This window comes from Mesorhizobium sp. P2_C5_2, from assembly GCF_056404535.1.
The window spans coordinates 87,217-107,744 of sequence record NZ_JBFUDV010000005.1; the positions used below are offsets into that span (position 1 = coordinate 87,217).

Annotated in this window: 20 protein-coding genes; 5 read left to right on the forward strand and 15 right to left on the reverse strand. The window is 63.1% G+C overall.

The features are described 5' to 3' along the window. Positions 1 to 5 precede the first annotated feature (5 nt). The 4 genes from AC1D1B_RS19015 to derI all read left to right on the forward strand — a co-directional run bounded on the left by AC1D1B_RS19015 (position 6) and on the right by derI (position 3,749). Positions 6 to 1,514: a glycerol-3-phosphate dehydrogenase gene (locus AC1D1B_RS19015; RefSeq protein ID WP_477334819.1), complete on the forward strand. Its 1,509-nt coding sequence runs from the start codon at positions 6 to 8 to the stop codon at positions 1,512 to 1,514. Continuing rightward, the gene (locus AC1D1B_RS19020) at positions 1,514 to 2,452 is read left to right on the forward strand and encodes a sugar phosphate isomerase/epimerase family protein (protein WP_477334821.1); all 939 of its coding nucleotides are present in this window, start codon (positions 1,514 to 1,516) and stop codon (positions 2,450 to 2,452) included. Before AC1D1B_RS19015 ends, AC1D1B_RS19020 begins: the two co-directional genes overlap by 1 nt. Before the next feature lie 66 nt (positions 2,453 to 2,518). Next, positions 2,519 to 3,286 carry a triose-phosphate isomerase gene (locus AC1D1B_RS19025; protein WP_477334001.1) on the forward strand — a complete coding sequence of 256 codons (768 nt, stop codon included), beginning with the start codon at positions 2,519 to 2,521 and terminating at the stop codon, positions 3,284 to 3,286. A gap of 25 nt (positions 3,287 to 3,311) precedes the next feature. Further along, positions 3,312 to 3,749: a D-erythrulose-4-phosphate isomerase gene (derI, locus tag AC1D1B_RS19030; protein ID WP_477334002.1), complete on the forward strand. Its 438-nt coding sequence runs from the start codon at positions 3,312 to 3,314 to the stop codon at positions 3,747 to 3,749. Between the two features lie 79 nt (positions 3,750 to 3,828). Here the strand turns inward: derI and dhaL are convergent, their stop codons facing one another. The 4 genes from dhaL to oiaX form a co-directional block, all read right to left on the reverse strand. Further along, positions 3,829 to 4,470, reverse strand: coding sequence for a dihydroxyacetone kinase subunit DhaL (dhaL, locus tag AC1D1B_RS19035; protein WP_477334003.1), 642 nt, complete (start codon positions 4,468 to 4,470; stop codon positions 3,829 to 3,831). Positions 4,471 to 4,489: 19 nt separating this feature from the next. Next, a complete protein-coding gene (locus tag AC1D1B_RS19040; RefSeq protein WP_477334004.1) occupies positions 4,490 to 5,497 on the reverse strand; it encodes a dihydroxyacetone kinase subunit DhaK in 1,008 nt (335 codons plus the stop codon). 148 nt (positions 5,498 to 5,645) lie between these two features. After that, complete coding sequence (locus AC1D1B_RS19045; RefSeq protein WP_477334005.1) at positions 5,646 to 6,980, reverse strand: four-carbon acid sugar kinase family protein; 1,335 nt, start codon at positions 6,978 to 6,980, stop codon at positions 5,646 to 5,648. Positions 6,981 to 6,984: 4 nt separating this feature from the next. Beyond that, positions 6,985 to 8,235: a 3-oxo-isoapionate-4-phosphate decarboxylase OiaX gene (gene oiaX, locus AC1D1B_RS19050; RefSeq protein WP_477334006.1), complete on the reverse strand. Its 1,251-nt coding sequence runs from the start codon at positions 8,233 to 8,235 to the stop codon at positions 6,985 to 6,987. A 186-nt stretch (positions 8,236 to 8,421) separates the two neighbouring features. Between oiaX and AC1D1B_RS19055 the strand changes: the two genes are divergently transcribed. Continuing rightward, positions 8,422 to 9,135 (forward strand): transcriptional regulator NanR, encoded by a 714-nt coding sequence (locus AC1D1B_RS19055; RefSeq protein WP_477334007.1) that lies wholly within the window; start codon positions 8,422 to 8,424, stop codon positions 9,133 to 9,135. A gap of 1 nt (position 9,136) precedes the next feature. On the opposite strand, the gene apnL is transcribed toward AC1D1B_RS19055, so the two are convergent. The 11 genes from apnL to AC1D1B_RS19110 form a co-directional block, all read right to left on the reverse strand. After that, the gene (gene apnL / locus AC1D1B_RS19060; RefSeq protein WP_477334008.1) at positions 9,137 to 10,975 is read right to left on the reverse strand and encodes a D-apionate lactonase; all 1,839 of its coding nucleotides are present in this window, start codon (positions 10,973 to 10,975) and stop codon (positions 9,137 to 9,139) included. Continuing rightward, complete coding sequence (locus AC1D1B_RS19065; protein ID WP_477334009.1) at positions 10,972 to 12,006, reverse strand: Gfo/Idh/MocA family protein; 1,035 nt, start codon at positions 12,004 to 12,006, stop codon at positions 10,972 to 10,974. Before AC1D1B_RS19065 ends, apnL begins: the two co-directional genes overlap by 4 nt. 2 nt (positions 12,007 to 12,008) lie before the next feature. Then, complete coding sequence (locus AC1D1B_RS19070) at positions 12,009 to 13,073, reverse strand: ABC transporter permease (protein WP_477334010.1); 1,065 nt, start codon at positions 13,071 to 13,073, stop codon at positions 12,009 to 12,011. Then, positions 13,070 to 14,617, reverse strand: a complete 1,548-nt coding sequence (locus AC1D1B_RS19075) for a sugar ABC transporter ATP-binding protein (RefSeq protein ID WP_477334011.1) — start codon at positions 14,615 to 14,617, stop codon at positions 13,070 to 13,072. The genes AC1D1B_RS19070 and AC1D1B_RS19075 overlap by 4 nt, the downstream gene beginning before the upstream one ends. After that, entirely contained in the window at positions 14,614 to 15,258 is a 645-nt protein-coding gene (locus tag AC1D1B_RS19080) for a DUF2291 family protein (RefSeq protein ID WP_477334012.1), read from the reverse strand. Before AC1D1B_RS19080 ends, AC1D1B_RS19075 begins: the two co-directional genes overlap by 4 nt. Before the next feature lie 95 nt (positions 15,259 to 15,353). Then, on the reverse strand, positions 15,354 to 16,295 hold the full coding sequence (locus AC1D1B_RS19085; protein ID WP_477334013.1) for a substrate-binding domain-containing protein: 942 nt from the start codon (positions 16,293 to 16,295) through the stop codon (positions 15,354 to 15,356). A gap of 297 nt (positions 16,296 to 16,592) precedes the next feature. After that, positions 16,593 to 17,420 carry a phosphogluconate dehydrogenase C-terminal domain-containing protein gene (locus AC1D1B_RS19090; RefSeq protein ID WP_477334014.1) on the reverse strand — a complete coding sequence of 276 codons (828 nt, stop codon included), beginning with the start codon at positions 17,418 to 17,420 and terminating at the stop codon, positions 16,593 to 16,595. A 109-nt stretch (positions 17,421 to 17,529) separates the two neighbouring features. Beyond that, the gene (locus AC1D1B_RS19095) at positions 17,530 to 17,697 is read right to left on the reverse strand and encodes a hypothetical protein (protein WP_477334015.1); all 168 of its coding nucleotides are present in this window, start codon (positions 17,695 to 17,697) and stop codon (positions 17,530 to 17,532) included. Positions 17,698 to 17,786: 89 nt separating this feature from the next. Further along, complete coding sequence (locus AC1D1B_RS19100) at positions 17,787 to 18,863, reverse strand: ABC transporter ATP-binding protein (RefSeq protein ID WP_477334016.1); 1,077 nt, start codon at positions 18,861 to 18,863, stop codon at positions 17,787 to 17,789. Next, positions 18,860 to 19,660, reverse strand: coding sequence for an ABC transporter permease (locus AC1D1B_RS19105; protein ID WP_477334017.1), 801 nt, complete (start codon positions 19,658 to 19,660; stop codon positions 18,860 to 18,862). The genes AC1D1B_RS19100 and AC1D1B_RS19105 overlap by 4 nt, the downstream gene beginning before the upstream one ends. Before the next feature lies 1 nt (position 19,661). Next, positions 19,662 to 20,522 (reverse strand): ABC transporter permease, encoded by an 861-nt coding sequence (locus tag AC1D1B_RS19110; protein ID WP_477334018.1) that lies wholly within the window; start codon positions 20,520 to 20,522, stop codon positions 19,662 to 19,664. Positions 20,523 to 20,528 lie beyond the last annotated feature (6 nt).

Below are 20,528 nucleotides of genomic sequence, written 5' to 3' on the forward strand. Positions count from 1 at the left end.
GTGATATGACTGATGTTGTCGACCTCTTCGTGATTGGCGGCGGCGTCAACGGCGCCGGCATCGCGCGCGACGCGGCCGGTCGCGGGCTGTCGGTCATTCTCTGCGAGAAGGACGATCTGGCGCAAGGCACCAGCTCGCGCTCCGGCAAGCTGGTGCATGGCGGCCTGCGCTATCTCGAATATTACGAGTTCCGGCTGGTGCGCGAAGCGCTGATCGAGCGCGAGGTGCTGCTGGAGGCGGCGCCGCACATCATCTGGCCGATGCGCTTCGTTCTTCCTCACAGCCCCGAGGACCGGCCGGCATGGCTGGTGCGGCTCGGGCTGTTTCTCTACGACCATCTTGGCGGCCGCAAGCGGCTGCCGGGAACGAGGACACTGAACCTAAGAACGGCACCGGAAGGGGCGCCGATCAAGGACGAATTCAAGCGCGGCTTCGAATATTCCGACTGCTGGGTCGATGACGCTAGGCTGGTGCTTCTCAATGCGCTTGACGCCAGTCAGCGCGGCGCAAAAGTCTTCACTCGCACCGCGTGTATTGCTGCCCGACGCGAAAACGGCCTGTGGTCGATCGACATGCAGGACGGCCGCACGGGTGCGGTCACGAAAGTCCGCGCGCGGGGTCTGATCAATGCGGCGGGGCCGTGGGTGAATGACATTGTCAGCCGCGTTGCCGGGCAGAATTCCACCCGCAACGTTCGCCTGGTGAAAGGCAGCCATATCGTCGTGTCCAAATTCTGGGAAGGACGGCAGGCCTATCTGATCCAGAACAACGACAAGCGGGTGATCTTCGTCAACCCGTATGAGAACGATCTGGCGCTGATCGGCACCACCGACATTCCCTATGAAGGCCGGCCCGAAGAAGTGGCGGCCGAGGCCAGCGAAATCGATTATCTGATCAAGGTGGTCAATCGCTATTTCAAGCGCCAGCTGACAGCGCAAGACGTGGTCTACAGTTTCTCGGGCGTGCGGCCGCTGTATGACGATAATGCCGACAACCCGAGCGCGGTGACGCGAGACTACATCTTTGAACTCGATGCCCCGAACGGCGGCGCGCCGCTGCTTTCGGTGTTTGGCGGCAAGATCACCACCTTTCGCAAGCTGTCCGAACATGCGCTGGAAAAGATCCAACCGTTCTTTCCGACGATGAAGAAAGCTTGGACGGCCAAAATTCCCTTGCCGGGAGGCGACCTGCCGAACGCAGATTTCGAGCAATTCCTGAGCGATCTGCACGCCGAGTTTTCCTGGCTTAGCCCGTCGTTGGTGAAGCACTATGCCCGAAGCTACGGCACGCGCACGCGCGCTCTGCTGAAAGGGGTCAGAGGCGAAGCCGATCTCGGCCGCCGTTTCGGCCCGGATTTCTATGAGCGCGAAGCTGTCTTCCTGTTCGAGACAGAATGGGCGATGAACGCCGCCGACGTTCTCGAACGCCGGACCAAGCACGGCCTGCATATCGATGCGGCCGAGCGCAAAACATTCGAAGATTGGTGCACCAAGACAATGGCGGCGGCAAACTGATGGCCTTCACGCTTTCCCTCAACACCAATCCGCTGGTCAATCGCTTCGCCGATCCTGACGATCTGATCGACGCCATCGCCTATGGCATTGGCATTCGCGACGTGCAGCTGACGCATGAGTTCGTCAATCCGGGTTGGCCGGCGGCAACGATTGCCAAGTTCCTGCGCCTGTTCAACAGCGCCCTGGCGCGGACCGGTGTGCGCATCACCTCAGGCATGACCGGGCCCTATGGCCGGCTCAACCATTTCGGCCATCCGGACGCCGATGTGCGCCGCTATTATGTCGACTGGTTCAAGACCTTTGCCGACATTTCCGCCGAGCTTGGCGCGTCGGGCATGGGCACGCAGTTCGCCATATTCACCTACAAGGATTTTGACGATCCGCAGCGGCGGGCGGCGCTTCTCGACATCGCGCTCGAATGCTGGCGCGAGGTGGCCGAGCACGCCAAGGTGGCGGGCCTGACCTATTTGTTCTGGGAACCGATGTCGGTTGGCCGGGAGTTTGGCCACACGATTGAAAGCTGCGTCGAATTGCAAGGCGCCATCGATGCGGCGAAGCTGCCGATTCCGATGCGGATGATGGTCGACATCGACCATGGCGACGTGACCTCGCCCAACCCTGACGACACCGATCCCTATGCCTGGGCGAAAGCCTTCCCTTTGCAGTCGCCGATAATTCACATCAAGCAGTCCTCCATGAACAAGGGCGGGCACTGGCCGTTCACGGCCGCTTACAACAAGGATGGTCGCATCATCCCGCAGAAGCTGATCGACACCGTGCGGGCTGGTGGCGGAACCGACAATGAGATCTGCCTTGAGCTTTCGTTCCGGGAAAGGGAACCGGTCGATCATCAGGTTGTTGCAATGATCCGCGAGTCGGTGGATTTCTGGGCGCCTTACATCGACAGTGGCCGCGACCGCCTCAAGCCTCGAGCCTAACGCAAAACGCCGGCGCGTTGGTTGGGAAATGCGCATCATCCGAATTTCGGATCGAAGGAGAAAAGAATGACCCCATATTGGGTCGGAACCAGCTGGAAGATGAACAAGACGCTAGCGGAGGCGCTGCAGTTCGCCGAGGCATTGACGGCCTTCGTGCCCGGCTTCGATCCGTCGATACAGCCCTTTGTCATTCCGCCGTTCACTGCAGTGCGCGAGGTCAAGGCGGCACTCGCCAACACACGCGTCAAGGTTGGCGCGCAGAATATGCACTGGGCCGATGCCGGCGCCTGGACGGGCGAGATTTCGCCGGTGATGCTGAGGGATTGCGGGCTCGACCTGATCGAACTAGGCCATAGTGAGCGCCGCGAACATTTTGGTGAGACGGACAAGACCGTGGGGCTGAAAACGGCGGCGGCGGTCAGGCACGGTTTCGTGCCGCTGATCTGCGTCGGCGAGACGCTGGCCGAGCGCGAGGGCGGCCGGGCCGATGAAATCCTGACCGCGCAGGTTCTGGGTGCGCTGGAAGGCCTGGCGGGCAATGAATTGTCGGCGGAAATCCTGTTTGCCTACGAGCCGGTGTGGGCGATCGGCGAGAAGGGCATTCCGGCCAGCGCCGACTATGCGGATAAGCAGCAGGCGCTGATCAAACAGGTAGCCGCCAGCCGGTTGCCGGCTGCCCCACCTGTGCTTTACGGCGGCAGCGTCAATCCCGGCAATGCGGCCGAACTGATCGGCCAGCGGCATATCGACGGCCTGTTCATCGGCCGCTCGGCATGGCATGCGGAAGGCTATATCGACATTCTGAAAAAGGCGTCGGCCGCCATCGCGCGCTGACCACGAAGCAAAGGAGTTTACCGCCATGAAGATCGCACTTGGAGCCGACAGCGCCGGCAAGCCGCTGCTCGATGTCATCGCCAAGCATCTCGCCACCAAGCCCGAGCTGCAGGTCGTCGATCTCAGCCAGGCCGGCTACTACGCCGATATCGCCGCAGCAATTGGCCACGAAATTGTCGACGGCAATTACGACCGCGCCATCCTGTTTTGCGGCACCGGCATCGGCGTCAGCATCTCGGCCAACAAGGTTCCGGGCATTCGCGCCGCGCTGACCCACGACACCTATTCGGCCGAGCGCGCCGCGAAATCCAACAACGCACAGATCATCACCATGGGCGCCCGCGTCATCGGTCCTGAACTGGCAAAGTCGATCGCCGATGCGTGGCTGGCCTCAGAGTTCGACCCGAACGGCCCCTCTGCCGCCAACGTGCAGGCCGTCGACAAGCTCGACGCGAAGCGCTGAGGATAGGCCTTGCTGGATAGAGTCAAGTTAAGCCGCTATCCTGTTGTTTGAAAATGGCCTTTTCCGAAAGGGATATGGTCTAGCCGGTCAAGGCGATCCGCATCGCCTCGATCACAGTTACGGCGGACGCCGCGCCTGGATCCATATGCCCAAGTGAGCGTTCACCGAGGCGGGAGGCCCGGCCCTTGGTAGCGATCATCGTCTTGGTCGCCTCGGCGCCGACCCTTGCCGCTTCGGCTGCGGCCGCGAGACTGCCGGCCAGACCCTTGCCGGCGGCCAGCGCCTCGCCTGCGGCCGCCGCGGCAGGCGCCCAGGCATCCATCATCGTCTTTTCGCCTGTTACAGCCTTGCCGCGGTCCTGGATGCCTTTGGCCATCGCCTGGAACAGGGCGATCATGTCCGCATCATCAAGCGTCGCCTTGCCCTTCACAGCTGCCGCGCCGCGCATGAACGCGGTGGCGTAGAGCGGGCCGGAGGAGGCGCCGACGGCGTTGAGGAACGACTTTGCCGCTGTGTTCAGCAAGGTGGTCGGATCGGTCGTGCCGGCGTCCAATGCGGCAACCGCGTCGCGTGCCGCGGAAAATCCCAACTCCATGGCGATGCCATGGTCGGCGTCACCGATCACACCGTCGAGCGCGCACAGACGGTCCCTGTCGGCTGACATGGCATCGGCGATTGCCGCGAACATGCCGACAAGGCGGGTGGTGTCGATTGTCGTCATTTTTATCCTGATGCTCAGCTTACCCGGCGCGAAACATGGCGCAGTCGCAAGGGTGGTCCAGCATCGTCTGCAACTCGCCGTCAAGCTGGTGCAGCGTGATCGAGGCGCCGGCCATCTCAAGCGAGGTGCAATAGTTGCCGACCCAGGTAGCGTGGATCGACACACCGATATCGTCGAGCCTTTGCGTCACCCGCCGGTTCATGATGTAGAGTTCCATCAGCGGCGTCGAGCCGAGCGAGTTGACGAGCACGGCGACCTTGTCGCCTCGCGCCGGGGCCATCTCGTCGAGAATCTTGTCCAGCATCTCGTCGGTGATCTCATCGGCCGTTCTCAGTTTTTCGCGGGCGATACCGGGTTCGCCGTGGATGCCCATGCCGATCTCCATCTCGTCCGGCCCGATCTCGAAATTCGGCCGGCGCGTCTGCGGCAAAGAGCAGGGCGACAGCGCCACGCCCATGGTGAAGGTGTGGTTGTTGGCTTTTTTTGCAATGCGCTCGCATTCATCGAAAGACAGCATGTTGTCGCAAGCGGCACCGGCGGCCTTGAAGATGAAGAAATTGCCGGCGACGCCGCGACGCTTGTGCCTTTCGCCGCGCGGCGCGGAAGCAACGTCGTCGGTGCTGAGGACCGTGCGCACTTCGATGTCGTCCATCGCTGCCATCTCGGCCGCCATGTCGAAATTCATGACGTCGCCGGCATAGTTGCCATACATGAAAAGCACGCCGGCTCCGCCGCTCACTGCCTTGGCGCATTCGAGGATCGGATCTGGAGGAGGGGAGGCAAAGACGTTGCCGATCGCCGCCGCATCGGCCAGCCCTTTGCCGACAAGGCCGAGAAAGCTCGGCTCGTGGCCCGAGCCGCCGCCGATGACGAGGCCGACCTTGCCTTGGCGCGGTCCGTCGCGGGCGATGATGGAGCGTGGGCTGCCGTCCGCGCTCTTGAGATGGCGGGGATGCGCGGCGAGAATACCTTCCAGCATCTCGTCGACGGCGCGGTTGCCGTCGTTGATGATCTTCTTGGTCTGCACCGGCATCCTCCCGATCTCGGTATCGCGCAAATACTACCGAGTGTTATCGTGATTTCCACCCGGCAGGAAAAGTTTCATGCGGCAAGTTTTGCGCAGCCTGCAAGCCTTGGCTGCTCTTTCACCTTAATGTGTGTGGGGCAGGGCGCAGCTAACCGCCAACGCCGTCGCGGATGGCTGAGAAATAGCGGTCGGTTCCGACCTGCCCACCCTTCAGCGCCACTTCCAGCCCGTCGATTGCCTTGACGTGCGAATGGGCGACGCACAGCGGGGAGCCGGGCGATGCCGGCAGCGGCATCCTGACCGTCAGCGCATCGACGCCCATCTGTCCCAGCGCATGGCTCGACGTGTCGCCGCCTGCGATGATCACGCGCCGCAATTCCTGCTCCTCGGTCAGTTGCCGCAGCAGCGTACCGAGGCTGCGGCCGAGCTTGTGGCGAGCGCCTTCCAGGCGGTCGATCTCGACGCCGCGATCGGCCGTGGGTCCGAGCGCGGTGTAGAGGATGACGCTGCGCCCGGCTTCCAGGCTGGCGCGGCCGGCCGCCGCGGCGCGGGCGATCGCCTTTTTAGAGTTCTCCGAGACCAGTTCGACGGGATCGACGTCGATGCCGTCGAAACCGTCGGTCAGCGCATGGCGTATCTGCCGCTCGGTCGTCGGCGAGCAGCTGCCCGAGACCACCGCAATGCGATCCGCGTCGCCTGGCGACGAAAAGGCGGGCTGGCCGGTGACGGTTTGGTCCGACTTCCATTCGGTCAACAGCGCATATTCGATACCGGAGGAGCCGACGACGAAGGAACCGCCCGGCTTGCGAACGCGCCAGATTTCCTTGCCGGCGAGTGCCTGTGTCTCCCGGCTGTCGACATCGACAAGCATGACGGCCGCGCCATCCTCGACAAGGCGATCGAATGCTTGCGACCGTGACGCGGACTGCAGCGTCGCCAGGTCAAGCAATCCAGAGGCAAGCCTGGTTTGCCGCGCCAGATGGATCAAGAGGTCGGCCTCATCCATCGGCGTCGCCGGGTGACGGCTCATTACCGGATGGCGATCGATGCGGTAGTATCTGTCGCGGTAGGCGGCGAACAGATGGCCGAAGGCGGTGTATCGCTTGAGCTGCGGCGCGCCGACCAGCAGCGGCACGCTGTCCTGTGCGAAGACCGAGCGGCCGATCTCGATGGCGCGGCCGATGCTGCCGACCGTCGGGCTGGAATCGAAGGTCGAGCAGACTTTGTAGTGGCAGAGCGCGGCGTTGAGCGTCTTCAGCCAGACGAAAGCACTCTTGAGATGGGTGTCCATCCATTGCGGTGTTTCGCTGCGGCTGGTGCCGGCCAGGCCAATGGCTCGGCAATGTGCGAACTGCGCAAGCATGGCCGCGTCCGGCTGGCGCATGAACAGCACGGTCGGCACGCCGCCGAGCTCGAGCGCCTCCATCACATCGGTCGAGCCGGTGAGGTCGTCGCCATAATAGCTGAGCAGCAGATCTTGCATCACTTCAGGCCGCTTTGCCGTCGCCGAATTTTTCGATCGACCGCGCCAGTTCAGCATGGCCCAGGGCGAACTCGGCCAGCGGAATGCCGGCGACTGCCGCTTGCCAGGCCTGTTGCACGGCGCGCACGCCGGCGCCCGGCCCGTCCGGGTGGCTGACGATGCCGCCGCCGCAGAGATAGAGCAGATCGACCGTGCGGCCGGTTCGCGCATAGGTCTCCGGCGCCTGCCCGCCCCACTGGCCGGAGCCGGCAATCGGCAAGGCGCAATCATCAGGCGAAAAGATCGGCGTCGTTACCGCCTTGAAGGACTCGACGAAGGACGCGTCCGGCTCCCAGTATTTCGATTGGATGCCGTTGATCTGGAACTGGTCGACGCCGAGCAGCCGCCAGAATTTTTGCCAAACCTTGAAGTCCATGCCGAGGCCGGGGTGACGGGTGAGGATATCCCAGCCATTGCGGTGGGCATGCAGCACCAGGCTGGAGCGCTTCCGGAGGTAAGCCATGCCGCCGAAGCCGATGGAATTGATGTTGACCACCGCGCAATTGCCGCCGGCCTTGGCCACCAGATCGTGATTGCGCATCATCTCGTCCGGATCGGCATGCGAGATGCCGAAGGCATACATAACCTTCTTGCCGGCCTTCTGCTCGTGGTCGAGGATCAGCGGCATGATTGCCTTCACCCGTTCCGCCAAGGGCGAATAGGCCGGGCTCATCAGCTTCTCGTCGTCCTTGATGAAATCGACGCCGGCGGCGATCAGCTCGCCAACCATCGCGGCGGTCTCTTGTGGCCTAAGCCCCAGCGCCGGCTTGACGATGGTGCCGATGATCGGCCGATCCGTGACACCAGTCAGCCTGCGGCTGCCGACGACACCGAACTGCGGACCTGGATGTGCGCCGCGATAGTCCTCCGGCAGCTTCATGTCGACGACGCGAATGCCGGACAGGCCCTTGATCGAATAGGCGCCGCCGATGGCGATGGTCATCAGTGCCGACAGGTCGGTGCCGATGGCATCGAACGGAAAGGCGATGTCCACATCCGCCCGCTTGAACGGCCCGTCACCGGCTTCGGGAAGCGATGGCCCGTCAGCATCAGGCAGGTGCCGTATGGCCAACACGCGCGCTGCCACGCGCGCCTTGAGCTCTTCGGTCTCGCCCGGCAGCGCAACGAAGGTTCCGGTCGACTGGTCGCTGGCGATCTTGGCCGCCAGCGCCTCGATGCTGCCTGACGTTTCGATGCGGTAGGTGAGCGTGATCATGGTTCGTTGTCTGAGGCCGAGGAGGTGCGAAAAAAGTTCCTTGATCGTCGAAATCTGGTATAATGAGTACATAAGCTTTGCAAGCGATATCCTGTCTGGCGGCTACGGGCGAGCGGTCAGACAGGCGTTCCGAAAATCGCGGCGGCAGTGCTAGATAGACACAGGTCAAGGGAGTGATTCGCGACGATGAACCGTTCGGAGCCGATCGTCCGGCGCAAACTTTCCGACGAAGTGTTTTTGCGGCTGAAGCGCCTGATCACCAGCGGAGAATTGACGCCGGGCGACGACATGCCGTCGGAGCGCGAGCTGATGGAGCGCTTCGAGGTCGGCCGTCCCGCGATCCGCGAGGCGATGCAGGCGCTGAGCAATATGGGCCTCGTCGCCATCTCGCATGGCGAGCGCGCCAAGGTGCTGCAACTCACAGCCAAGTCGATCATCAAGCAGGTCGATGGCGCCGCCAAGATCATCCTGTCGTCATCGAAGGACACGCTGGAGCATCTGAAAACCGCGCGCATCTTCTTCGAGCGCGGCATGGTCAGGGAAGCTGCAGAAAACGCCACCGCCGAGGACGTTGAGCAGCTGCGGGCCACAATTGCCGAACAGCGCGGCTTTCGCGGCGATTCCGAAGCTTTCATCTCCGCCGACATGAAGTTTCACACCCAGATCGCGGCGATTTCAGGCAACCCGATCTATGTCGCCGTCAGCGAAGCGATGCTCGGTTGGCTGAAGGAATATCACACCGAAATGCTGATCTGGACCGGCAAGGAAAAGTTCACGCTGACCGAGCATGAAGAGATCATCGGCCGCATCGAGAAAAAAGATGCCGACGGAGCCGAGAAGGCGATGATCAAGCATCTCGAGCGCTCACGCGCGCTCTATGTCATGAATTCCGAAAAATAGCTCAGCCGAACCGGGCAATCGCGTAAGGCGCCATCACGAATTGGTCTCGGCCAAACGCTGAGATGTCGATCGGCACGTCGACCGCCGTCAGGTTCGCCAGCCACACGACGGTCTTGCCCGAAGCGGAGCGACCGGCCAGCGCCAGCACCTTGGTATCATCGCTCGTCCTTGCCGCCACATGCGCAAGGCCGGCCATTTCGCAAAGACCCTTGATGGCCCCGAAGATCGGCCGAGGTGATCCTTCCGCAGCGGGTTCGCAGGATGACGCCAGCACGCCGAATGGTCCGGTGAAGCCGGAGAGGGTTAACTGCTCCAGCCCGGCCGGCGCGACGCGCGCGGCATAGCCGATCGTCCACGCGGCGGCGAACAGGCCGGCATGACGAGGATCGCGGTCGGCCATGGCAATGCGCTGTCCCCCGGGATTGACCTTGGTCGTGCCGCCATAAGGGTTCTGGCGCATCGCAATCGTCGACGGACCGATCCGGTAGGGCTTTGACCCGAAGATCGCCCGCGCCGACTGGGTGATGAAAGGCAGCGCCTCCAGTGACTGCATGACGCTGAGATCGTCGCCGGCGTGCACGATCGGGCACGTGCAGTGGGTGATAAAATCGAGCAAGCCTGCCGGCACGCGCTTGCGGTTCAGTTCGGTGAAATAGCTGAACATGCCGCCGCCCAGCCGGATATCGGGAAAGGCGCGACGGGCAGCGGCGTAGACGTCTTCGAGCGGCGGACAATCCGGCCACGCGCTGCCCGGCGGCGTCGACTGCCGGTCGACCGAAGGCGAGACGGCAATGGCCGAGAGTTTTAGTCCGGCCTGCCGCACCATGCCGGCGACACCTGAAAGCTCGGCATCGAGATCGCCGGTACAGGAGATCACGCATTCGAGGGTCGTCTGCACCGGATAGGCGCCGGCAAGTTTTGCAAAGGACAGCAACGCATGCAGTCCGTGACCGCGCGTCGGATCGTAGTGGAAGATCAGGTGCTGTGGGCCAAGCGTAGAGAGCACCGGCAGGTTCACGAGTGCTGCTTCGACCTCATCCGGGTAGATGATCACGCCGATATCGGGCAACCTCGACCCGGTCTCGCCGAGTTCGATGCGCACCGGTTCGGTGCTTGTCGCGACAGCCGGTATTTTCCCCTCGCCGATGATGCGCAGGCTGATCGTCTGCCTGACGGGTTGGCCAGCAGGCAACACATAGGGCCATGGCAGCGCCAGCGGCCGGACATAGGTCTTGTAGGACGCGTCCGACCAGTTGCGCTGGTCCTCCATCTCGAAAGTGTCGCCCTCCATCCGGCATTCGGCAGTGATGCCCGGCTGAACCTCATGGGTGATGGCGCGCAGATCCTTGAAAGGCTGCCAAGGATCAATCAACAGCGGCAGCTTCGTGGCCACCGCGCTGCCGTCGGTATGCTCGACCGTCACCGGGCTGCCGGCCAGGCCGGCGATCGGATGCAGGATGCAAAAACCGCAGCGGTTGGTTTCGAAATCGCCCTCGGGCAGCGCGCTCACGTCGAAAGCCAGATGGCCATCGGAGGAGCCTTTGATGGTGGCGTGGAAGGCCAGCCGGCTCGAATCCGGCCCGGTGCAGTTTGCCGTGTAGCTGACCAAGAAAGTGTTGGCGCCCTGGTCGATGACAAGGTCGGTCAGTTCAGGCTCGTAAGTCCCCCAGTCGCGGTCGCGCACGATATAGGCGATGGCGCGGAGCACTTCGGTGCCGCCTTGGCGGATGGTGCGCAGATTGCCATTGACGAAGTCCGCGCTGAGCGCGCCAGCGCTGAGCCTGACCGGCGCGGCTTCGACCACATGCGTGCCATAGAGGAGGAAGGCGTCGGCGGTCATTTCAGCAAAGCGTCGAGCTGCACCGGCTCCCGGCTCGCCGCACCCGTATAGGCAGCCTCGACCAACGCGAATGTCTTGAGATTGTCGGCGCCCGAGGTCGCCGGTTCTATCCCCTTAGCCAGGCAGTCGACCCAGTGCCGCTGGATGGCAACGACGCTCTCCTGGATGTTGTGCCATGGGCGCGATGCCCAGGGCAACAGCGGCGGCGAGACGTCGGTGACCCGTGTGCCGTTCCTGCCGGTGACGGTGAGCCGGTAGCCCTGCGCCAGCCGGATTGTGCCGTCGCTGCCGTCGATCTCGATCAGCGTTTCGGGAAACGGCTCGACGGCAAGCTTCGTCGCGTAGCTGCAGTCGACGACAGAGGTGGCGCCGTTCTGGTGGTCCATCAGCATCGTCGCGACGTCCTCGCCCGCGATGTCGGGGTTGATGCGCGCGGTTCGCGTCGTGATCGTCGACACGTCGCCGAGCAGGAAGCGGGCGATGTCGAGACTATGGATGCCGAGATCCTCGATGATGAAGCGCTTTCCCTTGGCGAGATAGGGTTGGCCGGAAAACACGTCATAGGCGGAGCGGAAGGAGATCCGTCCGAAGAACGGCGTGCCGATCTCGCCACTGTCGAGCACGACACGCACTGCCTGGATGGCCGACTGCCAGCGAAAATTCTCGTGTACCATCAGCGGTATGCCAGCGTCGGCACAGGCTTTGACCATGGCCTTGGCGTCGGCAAGTGTCGGTGCGAACGGCTTTTGGCAGATCACCGGCACACGGTGCTGGGCCGCCATCTCGACCAGCGGCCGATGGCTGGGTGCCGTGGTGGCGATATCGACAAAATCCAAGCTCTCGCCGGCAAAAAGTTCTGCCGCATCGGTGTAGCGCTTTGCGATGCCGAACTGGTCGCCGACGATCCGCAGCCGGTCGGGATCGCGGTCGCAGATGGCGATGATCGCGGCGCCATCAATGTCGCGCCAGGCATGCATCTGGTTGACGGCAAAGAAGCCGCAGCCGATCAGCGCTCCGCGCAACTCCGCCATGCTCAGCCTGCCTTTGCCATCTGCATCAGCGTCACCCGGCTCTGCATCCGCCGCTGCGCCTGGTCGACGACGACCGCGACGATGATGACGAGGCCCTTGATCACCATCTGCCAGAACGAACTCACGCCCATCATCACCAATCCGTCCGAAAGAATACCGATGACGAAGGCGCCGACAATGGTGCCGCCGATAGTGCCGCGACCGCCAGACATCGAGGTGCCGCCGAGCACCGCCGCCGCGATCGCATTCAATTCGAAGCTCTCGCCAGTCGCCGGATGCGATGCCATCAGCTCAGACGAGATGATCAGGCCGACGATCGCCGCGCAAAAACCGGAGAACATGTAGACGAACATTTTCACCATGTTGACACGGACGCCGGAAATTCGCGACGCTCGTTCATTGCCGCCGACGGCGAAGATGTGGCGGCCGAGCGGCGTGTATTTGGCGAGATAGGCCGCCGCCAGCGCAACGACGATCAGGATCCAGATCGCCACCGGCAGGCCGAGCAGCCGCCCGGCGCCGAGGAAGCCGAAGCCGGTGGTGCCGAGCTCCGGCTTGCCGACCAGGTTCGGGAAGGTGCGGCCATCGGACGACAGCAGCGCCAGGCCGCGCGCGACATAGAGCACGCCGAGCGTGGCGATGAACGGCGCGACGTTCAGCCGGGTGATCAGCAATCCGTTGACGGCGCCGATCAGGATGCCGACCGCCAGCGTGATCAGTGCGATCTCGACGACGTTGAAATAGATGGTGTAGCCGATCTGCAGGTCGATGCCGTTGAGCACGAGATAGCCGGCCACCATGCCGCACAGGCCGACGATCGAGCCGACCGACAGGTCGATGCCGCCGGTGATGATCACGAAGGTCATGCCCATGGCGAGGAACGCATTCAGCGCCACATGTTTCGACATCAGGATCAGATTGGCGGTCGACAGGAAATTCGGCGCCGCGATCGAAAAGAAGATCAGCACCGCGATCAGCGCGATGAACGTCCTCGCCTTCATCAGCGTCAGCAGCAGCGAGCCGCTCGGGACGGAGGAGGAGGCCGCCTTGGCCGGGATATCAGTCATGGGCTCTCCGTGTGCGGGGCCGGTCCGTGGCCAAGTGCGGAGGCGGCGACCAGGGCTGCCTCCGTCGCCTCGGCGCGATCGAACATGCCGGTCAGTTTTCCATTGCTCATCACCGCGATGCGGTCGGACAGCGCCATCACCTCGTCGAGATCAGAGGTGGCGAAGAGAATGCCTAATCCATCGCGCGACAGTTTGCGCATGGTGCGGAAGACGTCGGCCTTGGCGCCGACATCGATGCCTCGGCTCGGCTCGTCCATCAGCAACACTTTCGGGCCGGTGAGCAGCGCCTTGCCGATCACCACCTTTTGCTGGTTGCCACCGGACAGCGACGAGACCTCCTGCGCCGGGTCAGCGACCTTGATCGCCAGTTCCCGCACCATCTGCGTCACCGCCTGCCTTTCGGGGCCGCCGCGAATATGAAACAGGCGGACAAAGCGCGACAGGCTGGCCAGCGTCAGATTGCTGGCGACGGAGAGGATCGACACCAGCCCTTCGCGCTGGCGGTCTTCGGGGATCAGCGCCAGCCCGCGCCGGATGCGCCGCGTCGTGTCGCGCTCCTTGACCTTTTTGCCGGCGATGAAGATCGCACCGGTGGCCTGGCCATGACGGCCCATGATGCAGTCGAACAGCTCGCTGCGCCCGGCGCCCATCAGGCCGTAGATGCCGAGGATCTCGCCGGCGCGCAGCGACAGCGAGACGTGGTCGACCGCAAGCCCGCCGGTCGCGCGCGGCAGACAGATGTCCTCGGCGCGAAATATCTCTTCGCCGGGAACATGGCCATCGGCCTTGGCGAAATCCTTGGCGTCGGAGCCGATCATCTGCCGCACGATCCACCGCGTATCGACGTTCTTCATTTCTTCCTGGCCGGTGATGTGCCCATCGCGCAGCACGGTGATGTAGTCGCCGATGCGGATCAGCTCTTCCAGCCGATGCGAGATATAGACGATGGCCACGCCGCGCGCCTTGAGGTCGTCAATCACCTTGAACAGAATCTCGACTTCCGCCGCACTCAGCGCAGAGGTCGGCTCGTCCATGATCAGGATGCGCGCATCGAGCGAAACCGCTTTGGCGATCTCGACCAGCTGCTGCTGGCCGATGCGCAGATCCTCGACCAGCATGTCCGGCCGGATCCCGGCTTGCAGGCGTTCGAGAAATTCGGCGGCGCGGCGCTCCTGCTCCTTGCGGTCGATCTTGCGGAACCGGTTGGTGATCTCGCGCGTGGCGAAGATGTTTTCGGCGACAGTCATATTGCCGAACAGGTTCAGTTCCTGGAACACCATGCCGATACCGCGGTTCACTGCATCGCCGGACGACGAGAAGGAGACTTCCTCCCCCTCGAGAAGAATCCGGCCGAGCGTCGGCTGTTCGACACCGGCGATGATCTTCATCAGCGTCGATTTGCCAGCGCCGTTTTCGCCGACCAGCACATTGACCGCCCCCTTGCGCACCTCGAAATTCGCACGCTTGACCGCGACGGTGCCGGAATAGACCTTGGAGACGTCTTCCAGCTTCAGGATGACATTATGAGCAGCCGCAACGCTCATGGTTTCGGCCCGATTTCTGCCTCCGCCGGCGTCACCAGCGGCAGGTCCTGGCCGCTTTCGAGCGTATAGGCGCCGAGAACCTTGGCGGTCCGGCCTTCCAGGGCGTCGCGCGGCAGTTTGGAAAGCACGGTCTTGTCGGCATAGGCGTTGAACGCCTTGCCGAACTGGGCGAAATCGATCTGGTTGGTGAAGTCGTTGAACTGGATGAAATCGAGGCTGTCGCGCAGCGCGGTTCCGCGCATCGCCGGCCCGATCTGGACCCGCGCATCGGCCTTGCCATCGCCATCGCCATCGATGTCCATGGTCGCAGCCCGCGACTGTGTGTTGGCTGCAATGATCTTGCCCTCGACGCGCACCGCAAAGGTCCACGGCGAATTCGCCTGCTTGTTCGGATTGCCATATTTGGCGCCGGCAGAAGCGGGATCGGTTTTCGCCAACGCGTGAACCTCGGCAAACGGCCCGGCTTTCCGCTGGAGATAGGGCACGACTTTCGCGGCCCAGATTTCCTCGACCATCTTGTCCGGGTTGAACGCGGCGGCGTTGCCGCCGTCCCCCGAAGGCGTCGGCAGAATCTTGCAGGCGGTCAGGCTGATGCCGATTGCCACGGCAAGGATCGGCCAGGTCGGCTTGTTGTTCAGCATGGCGGCCTGTTGTTCAGCATGATGGTCGGTACCCACGGAAAATAGCGGCGAGGGACGACCCTCAGGTCGCCCCTCGCTATTCATGTCACGCCGGCTCAGTTGGTCAGCGCAAACGTTTCCAGCTTCGGAGCGTTTTCACCGTTGACCAGGACGCAGTCCATCAACTGCTTCTCCTTTTCGGGCGACTTCTTGTTCTTGATGAAGTCGTTGGCCTGCTCGACCGCCATCTGCGCCTGCGCATAAGCCGGCTGCAGCACGGTTGCCTTGATGCCGCCCGCGGTGATCGAATCGCGCACGTCGTTCGATCCGTCGAAGCCGACGACGATGACGTCCTTCCGGTTCGCCGCGACCAGCGCCGCATAGGCGCCCATCGCCATCGTGTCGTTGCCGGAGATGACACCCTTGATGTCGGGGTTGGCCTGCAGGATCGATTCCATCTTGGCGTAGGCTTCGGTCTGGCTCCAGTTGGCCGATTGCTGGGCGACCATCTTCAGGTCCGGATAGTCGTCGATGACGTCGTGATAGCCCTTGGAGCGGATGCCGGCATTGGTGTCGGATTCCTTGCCGACCAGCTCCACGAAGTTGCCCTTCTCGCCCATCAGCTTGACGAATTCCTGCGCGCCGAGCTGGGCGCCCTGGTAGTTGTTGGAGACGATCTGCGCAACGGCGACGCCGGTGGCGTTGATCTCGCGGTCGATCAGGAATGAAGGCACGCCCGCGTCCTTGGCCTTCTGCACGGCAGCGACGGTGGCGTCGGCGCCGGCATTGTCGAGAATGATCGCCTTGGCGCCGCGACCGATCGCGGTGTCGATCAGCTCGGACTGCTTGTTGGCGTCGTCGTCATGAACGAGCACCAGCGCCTCATAGCCGAGTTCCTTGGCCTTGGCTTCGGCGCCGACGGCTTCCGCCTTGAAGAACGGATTGTCGTGCGAAGGCGTGATGATGGCAATGAGGTCCGCCGCATAGGCGGGTGCCGCCGTGCCAAGCGCCAGCATGCCGGCAAAAGCCGCAAGTGTCATTCTGCGTGTGAGTTTCATGATGTCCTCCCGTTGAAAAAACTGCCTTGATCAACCAAGGCCACTGTCTGCATTCGAATTCGTCGCGCAGCCGGCTTCCCCTGACGGATCGTTGCTCCCCGGCCGACCTCCACTCGTCCAGGCTTCGAACTCCCTGCGAAACCTGATCAATCCGAGCCATGAACAGCTAAGCCAACTGGTATGATGAGTCAATCACAAATTCAGATGATGTGTACCTGATGAGCAGCCGAGAGTCAGCGCTGGCGGCGATGCTCCGAGGCATCGAGACGCTCCGGCGAGTACCAGACTTGGCCTTCTTCACGTGATGCGCTGGATGCTCGCGGCGATCTCTTCCGGCTCGAACACCCGCTTCCAATCATCGCGCATCAGCACCGGCTTGCCGAACTCGATCGCCTTGTTGCAGGCGTCGGAGAACACGCCCTTGGTTTCACCGAAGATGACGGCGCCAAGCACATTCATGTGGCCAAGCAGGAAGTCGAGCGCGGCTTGTTTGTCGACGCCGCGCGCCACGACCTCGTCGACGGCTTCCTTCATGACGACGAGCAGCGAGGCGCATACCGTTTCCGAAAGGCCGGGCTCGAGCAGCGCCATCTGCTCGACGCTGACGCGGTGCGAGCGCATGACCGGCGCCCAGATGATCCTGGCGATTGCCTCGCCCTTGGCGTAATCCTCTTCCGGCCCCTGCATCAGCGCGCTGACCATATGCTGCTTGGCCTTAACGCCGCCGAAATAGTCTTTTTTTGCCGCCATGTCGGTCTCATCGTTGAAGATCGGCGGATGGCAGGGATGGGTGACGAAATAGGTCAGGTCCGGCCGTTTCGGCAAATGGCCGGCGAACGGTGCGGCGGCGTCGAGCACGACGACCATCGTGCCTGATGCGAGCTTGCTCTCGATGCTGGCCGCGACCTTGCCGATATGTGTATCGGGTACAGCCAGAATCACCACATCGGCGCCGTTGAGCGCTTCATCGGCACTGACGGCATCAAAGCCCAGCCCCGATTTCAGCCGCTCGCGGCCGGCATCGCTGACCTCGACATGGCGTATCGTATACGGCGAGCCACGAAAATTGGTCGACAGGCGGTAACCCATTTTCCCACCGGCTCCGAACAGCGCAATCGTCGTCATCTATGGTTGCTCCCGATTTCCAACGATGGCCGTGCCTATCGTCATGTTATTGACTGGTATGATCACTCTACCACACCCTCCGGGTTTGACCAGAGCCTTCATTGCCTTGTCATGCCTGCCGATCGCCTGGCTGCATGGCGGGATTGGCATCGTCGGCTGGCGGTTCGGGCAGCGTTTGCCGTGTCAGGGCTTGGCGTCCGGTCGGCGCGAGCACGAAGATAACGACGATGTCCTGGACGCCCGGTGGTAGGCCGATGATCTGCATGGTGGGCGACACGCGGGCCTGCGCAACCTTGCCGTCCGCCGTCTTGCCCAGCCAGCGGCAACTCGTCGAACTGCTGGCTGACCTCCATCCGGTGTGGTGAGTCAGGCGGGAAACAGGAACGCTGCGCTCGGGTCGAAAAAGACCTGACGTTGGCTCGGCGCCACATCATGCGAAGCTGTGGCGGAGAATGTCGGCCTGATGTCGATCTCCTGTCCCGAGGCGGTGCGCGCGACGATGCGCCGGCGTTCGCCATAGAAGGCGACATCGACGATCTCCACATTGATTTCAGCGCTCGCCGGCTTTCGCTCCATGCCGAACGCCTCCGGCCGGATCATCAGCCTGGTTTTTTGCCCCTTGCCGAAAGCGCCGTTGACACTCACGCCTGTGACGACCGAACCGTCCGCCAGCCGGATCGTTGCCGCGCCATTGGCGGTTTCGAGATGTTCGGCGGCGAGGAAATTGGAATTGCCGATAAAGCCGGCGACGAAGTCGGTGGCCGGTCTGACATAGAGGTCCTCGCCGGTGCCGGTCTGCTCGATGCGACCGTCCTTGAACAGGGCGATGCGGTCGGAGAGATGCAGCGCCTCTTCCTGATCGTGGGTGACGTAGAGGATGGTGACGCCGGTCTCGCGATGGATGCGGCGGATCTCGGCCTGGATCTCCTCGCGCAGTTTCTTGTCGAGCGCTGAAAGCGGCTCGTCCATCAGGAGGATCGGCGGATCGTAGGCCAGTGCGCGGGCCAGCGCGACGCGCTGCTGCTGGCCGCCTGAGAGTGCGCCGGGCAGCCTGGCTGCGAAGCTTTCGAGTCGCACCAGCGCCAGCATATCGGCGACCTTGCGCTTGACCTCGGCGTCGAGCCGGCGGCGGACGCGCAGCGGGAAGGCAATGTTCTCGGCCACCGTCAGATGCGGAAACAGGGTGTAGCGCTGGAACACCATGCCGATGTTGCGCTTGTGCGAGGGCACGGCAAGCAGCGACTTGCCTTCCAACTGCACGTCGCCGGAGCTCGGATCCTGGAAACCGGCAATGGCATAGAGCGTCGTCGATTTCCCCGAGCCCGACGGTCCGAGGAAGGTCAAGAATTCGCCCTTTGGAATGTCCAAGGTGACATCATGCACGGCGGTGAACGCGCCGAACGCCTTGTGCAATTTGCGGATGGAGAGGAAGGGCTGGGTCATGTCTGGAACTTTCGGCGCAGCAGTGCCGTCACCACCACCAGGGCAAGGGTGAGGCCGACGAGCAGGCTGGAGGCGGCGGCGATGACCGGGCTTAGATCCGAGCGCAGGCTGCCCCAGATCTTGACCGGCAGGGTCTGCAAGGTCGGGCTGGCCATGAAGATCGCTACGACGACTTCATCCCAGGAGGCGAGGAAGGCGAAGATCGCGGCGGAAAAGATGCCGATCCGGATCGAAGGCAAGGTGATCCTGAGCTTGGCCTCGAGCGGGCTGGCGCCGCAGACGATGGCCGCATCCTCGATCGATTTGTCGAAGCCTTCGAGCGCCGTGGCGATCGGGATGATGGCGAAGGGCAGCGCCAGCACGGTGTGGGCGATGACGAAGCCGATCGTGGTGCCGCCGAGCCCGAGGCGCAGGAAGAAGGCGTAGATGGCGATGGCGAACACCACGACCGGCAGGACCATCGGCGTCAGCAGCAGGCCGCGCAGGATTTCACGGCCGCGGAACTGCCCGCGAACCAGGGCAAAGGAGGCGAGGAGCCCGATCGCCACTGCAAGGATTGCTGTCATCGTGGCGATGCGAGCGCTGGTCAGCGCCGCCTCCAGCCAAGCCGGGTCGGCAAACAGTTCCTGATACCATTTCAGGGTCCAGCCGGGTGGCGGAAAGGCCAGCCAGCGCGACGATCCGAACGACAGCAGAACAATGAAAACCACCGGCAGGAGCAAGAAAGAGGCGACCAGCGCGGTGAAGCCGAGCAGCGCCACGCGCAACCATCCCATGCGATCGTAATCGAGCAGCATCTCAGACGCCTCCCGTCACGCGCCTGGTGCCGACAAGGCGCAGCTGCAATGCGTAGAGCGCCATGGTCACGACCAGCAGGATAAAGGCGGCGGCGCTGCCGAGCCCCCAATTGAGCAGCGACTGGATCATCTGCGCGATCATTTCGGCCAGCATCATGTTGGACGTGCCGCCGAGCAGCGCCGGGGTGACGAAGTAGCCGAGCGACATGACGAAGACCATCAGGCCGCCGGCTGCGATGCCGGGCAGTGACAGTGGCAAAAGGATGCGGCGGAAGGCCTGGAAAGGACTGGCGCCGCACAGCGCCGCGGCACGCAGCGTCATCGGATCGATCGCCCGCAAAGTGCCGACCAGCGGCAGGATCATGAAGGGCAGCATGATGTAGACCATGCCGATGGTGACGCCGGTGAGATTGTTGATGAGCGGCAGCGGCTGGTCGATGATGCCGGTGGCGATCAGCGTGCGGTTGATGACACCGGTGCGCTGCAGCAGCACCATCCAGGCATAGGTGCGGGTGAGCAAATTGGTCCACATCGACAGGATGATGACGCCGAAGACGATCGAGGCGAGCGCCGCCGGCATGATGGCGAGCATCCAGGCGACCGGAAAGGCGACGACGACGGTAACGGCGGTGACGACCGCCGCGACCAGGAAGGTGTTGAAGAACACCCTGGCATAGGTGCCGTCACCCAGCAGCGTCGCGTAGTTCTGCAGGCCGGGCGCGGGCTCGGTGATGCTGCGCAGCAGCAGCGCCAGCACCGGGACAACGAAGAACAGCGCAATCAGGATCAGTGCCGGCAGCAGGCCACCGAAGCCTGCCGGCATCCGCAGTGTTCCAAAGCTCTGACGCGTTTCGACCGACATGGCGGG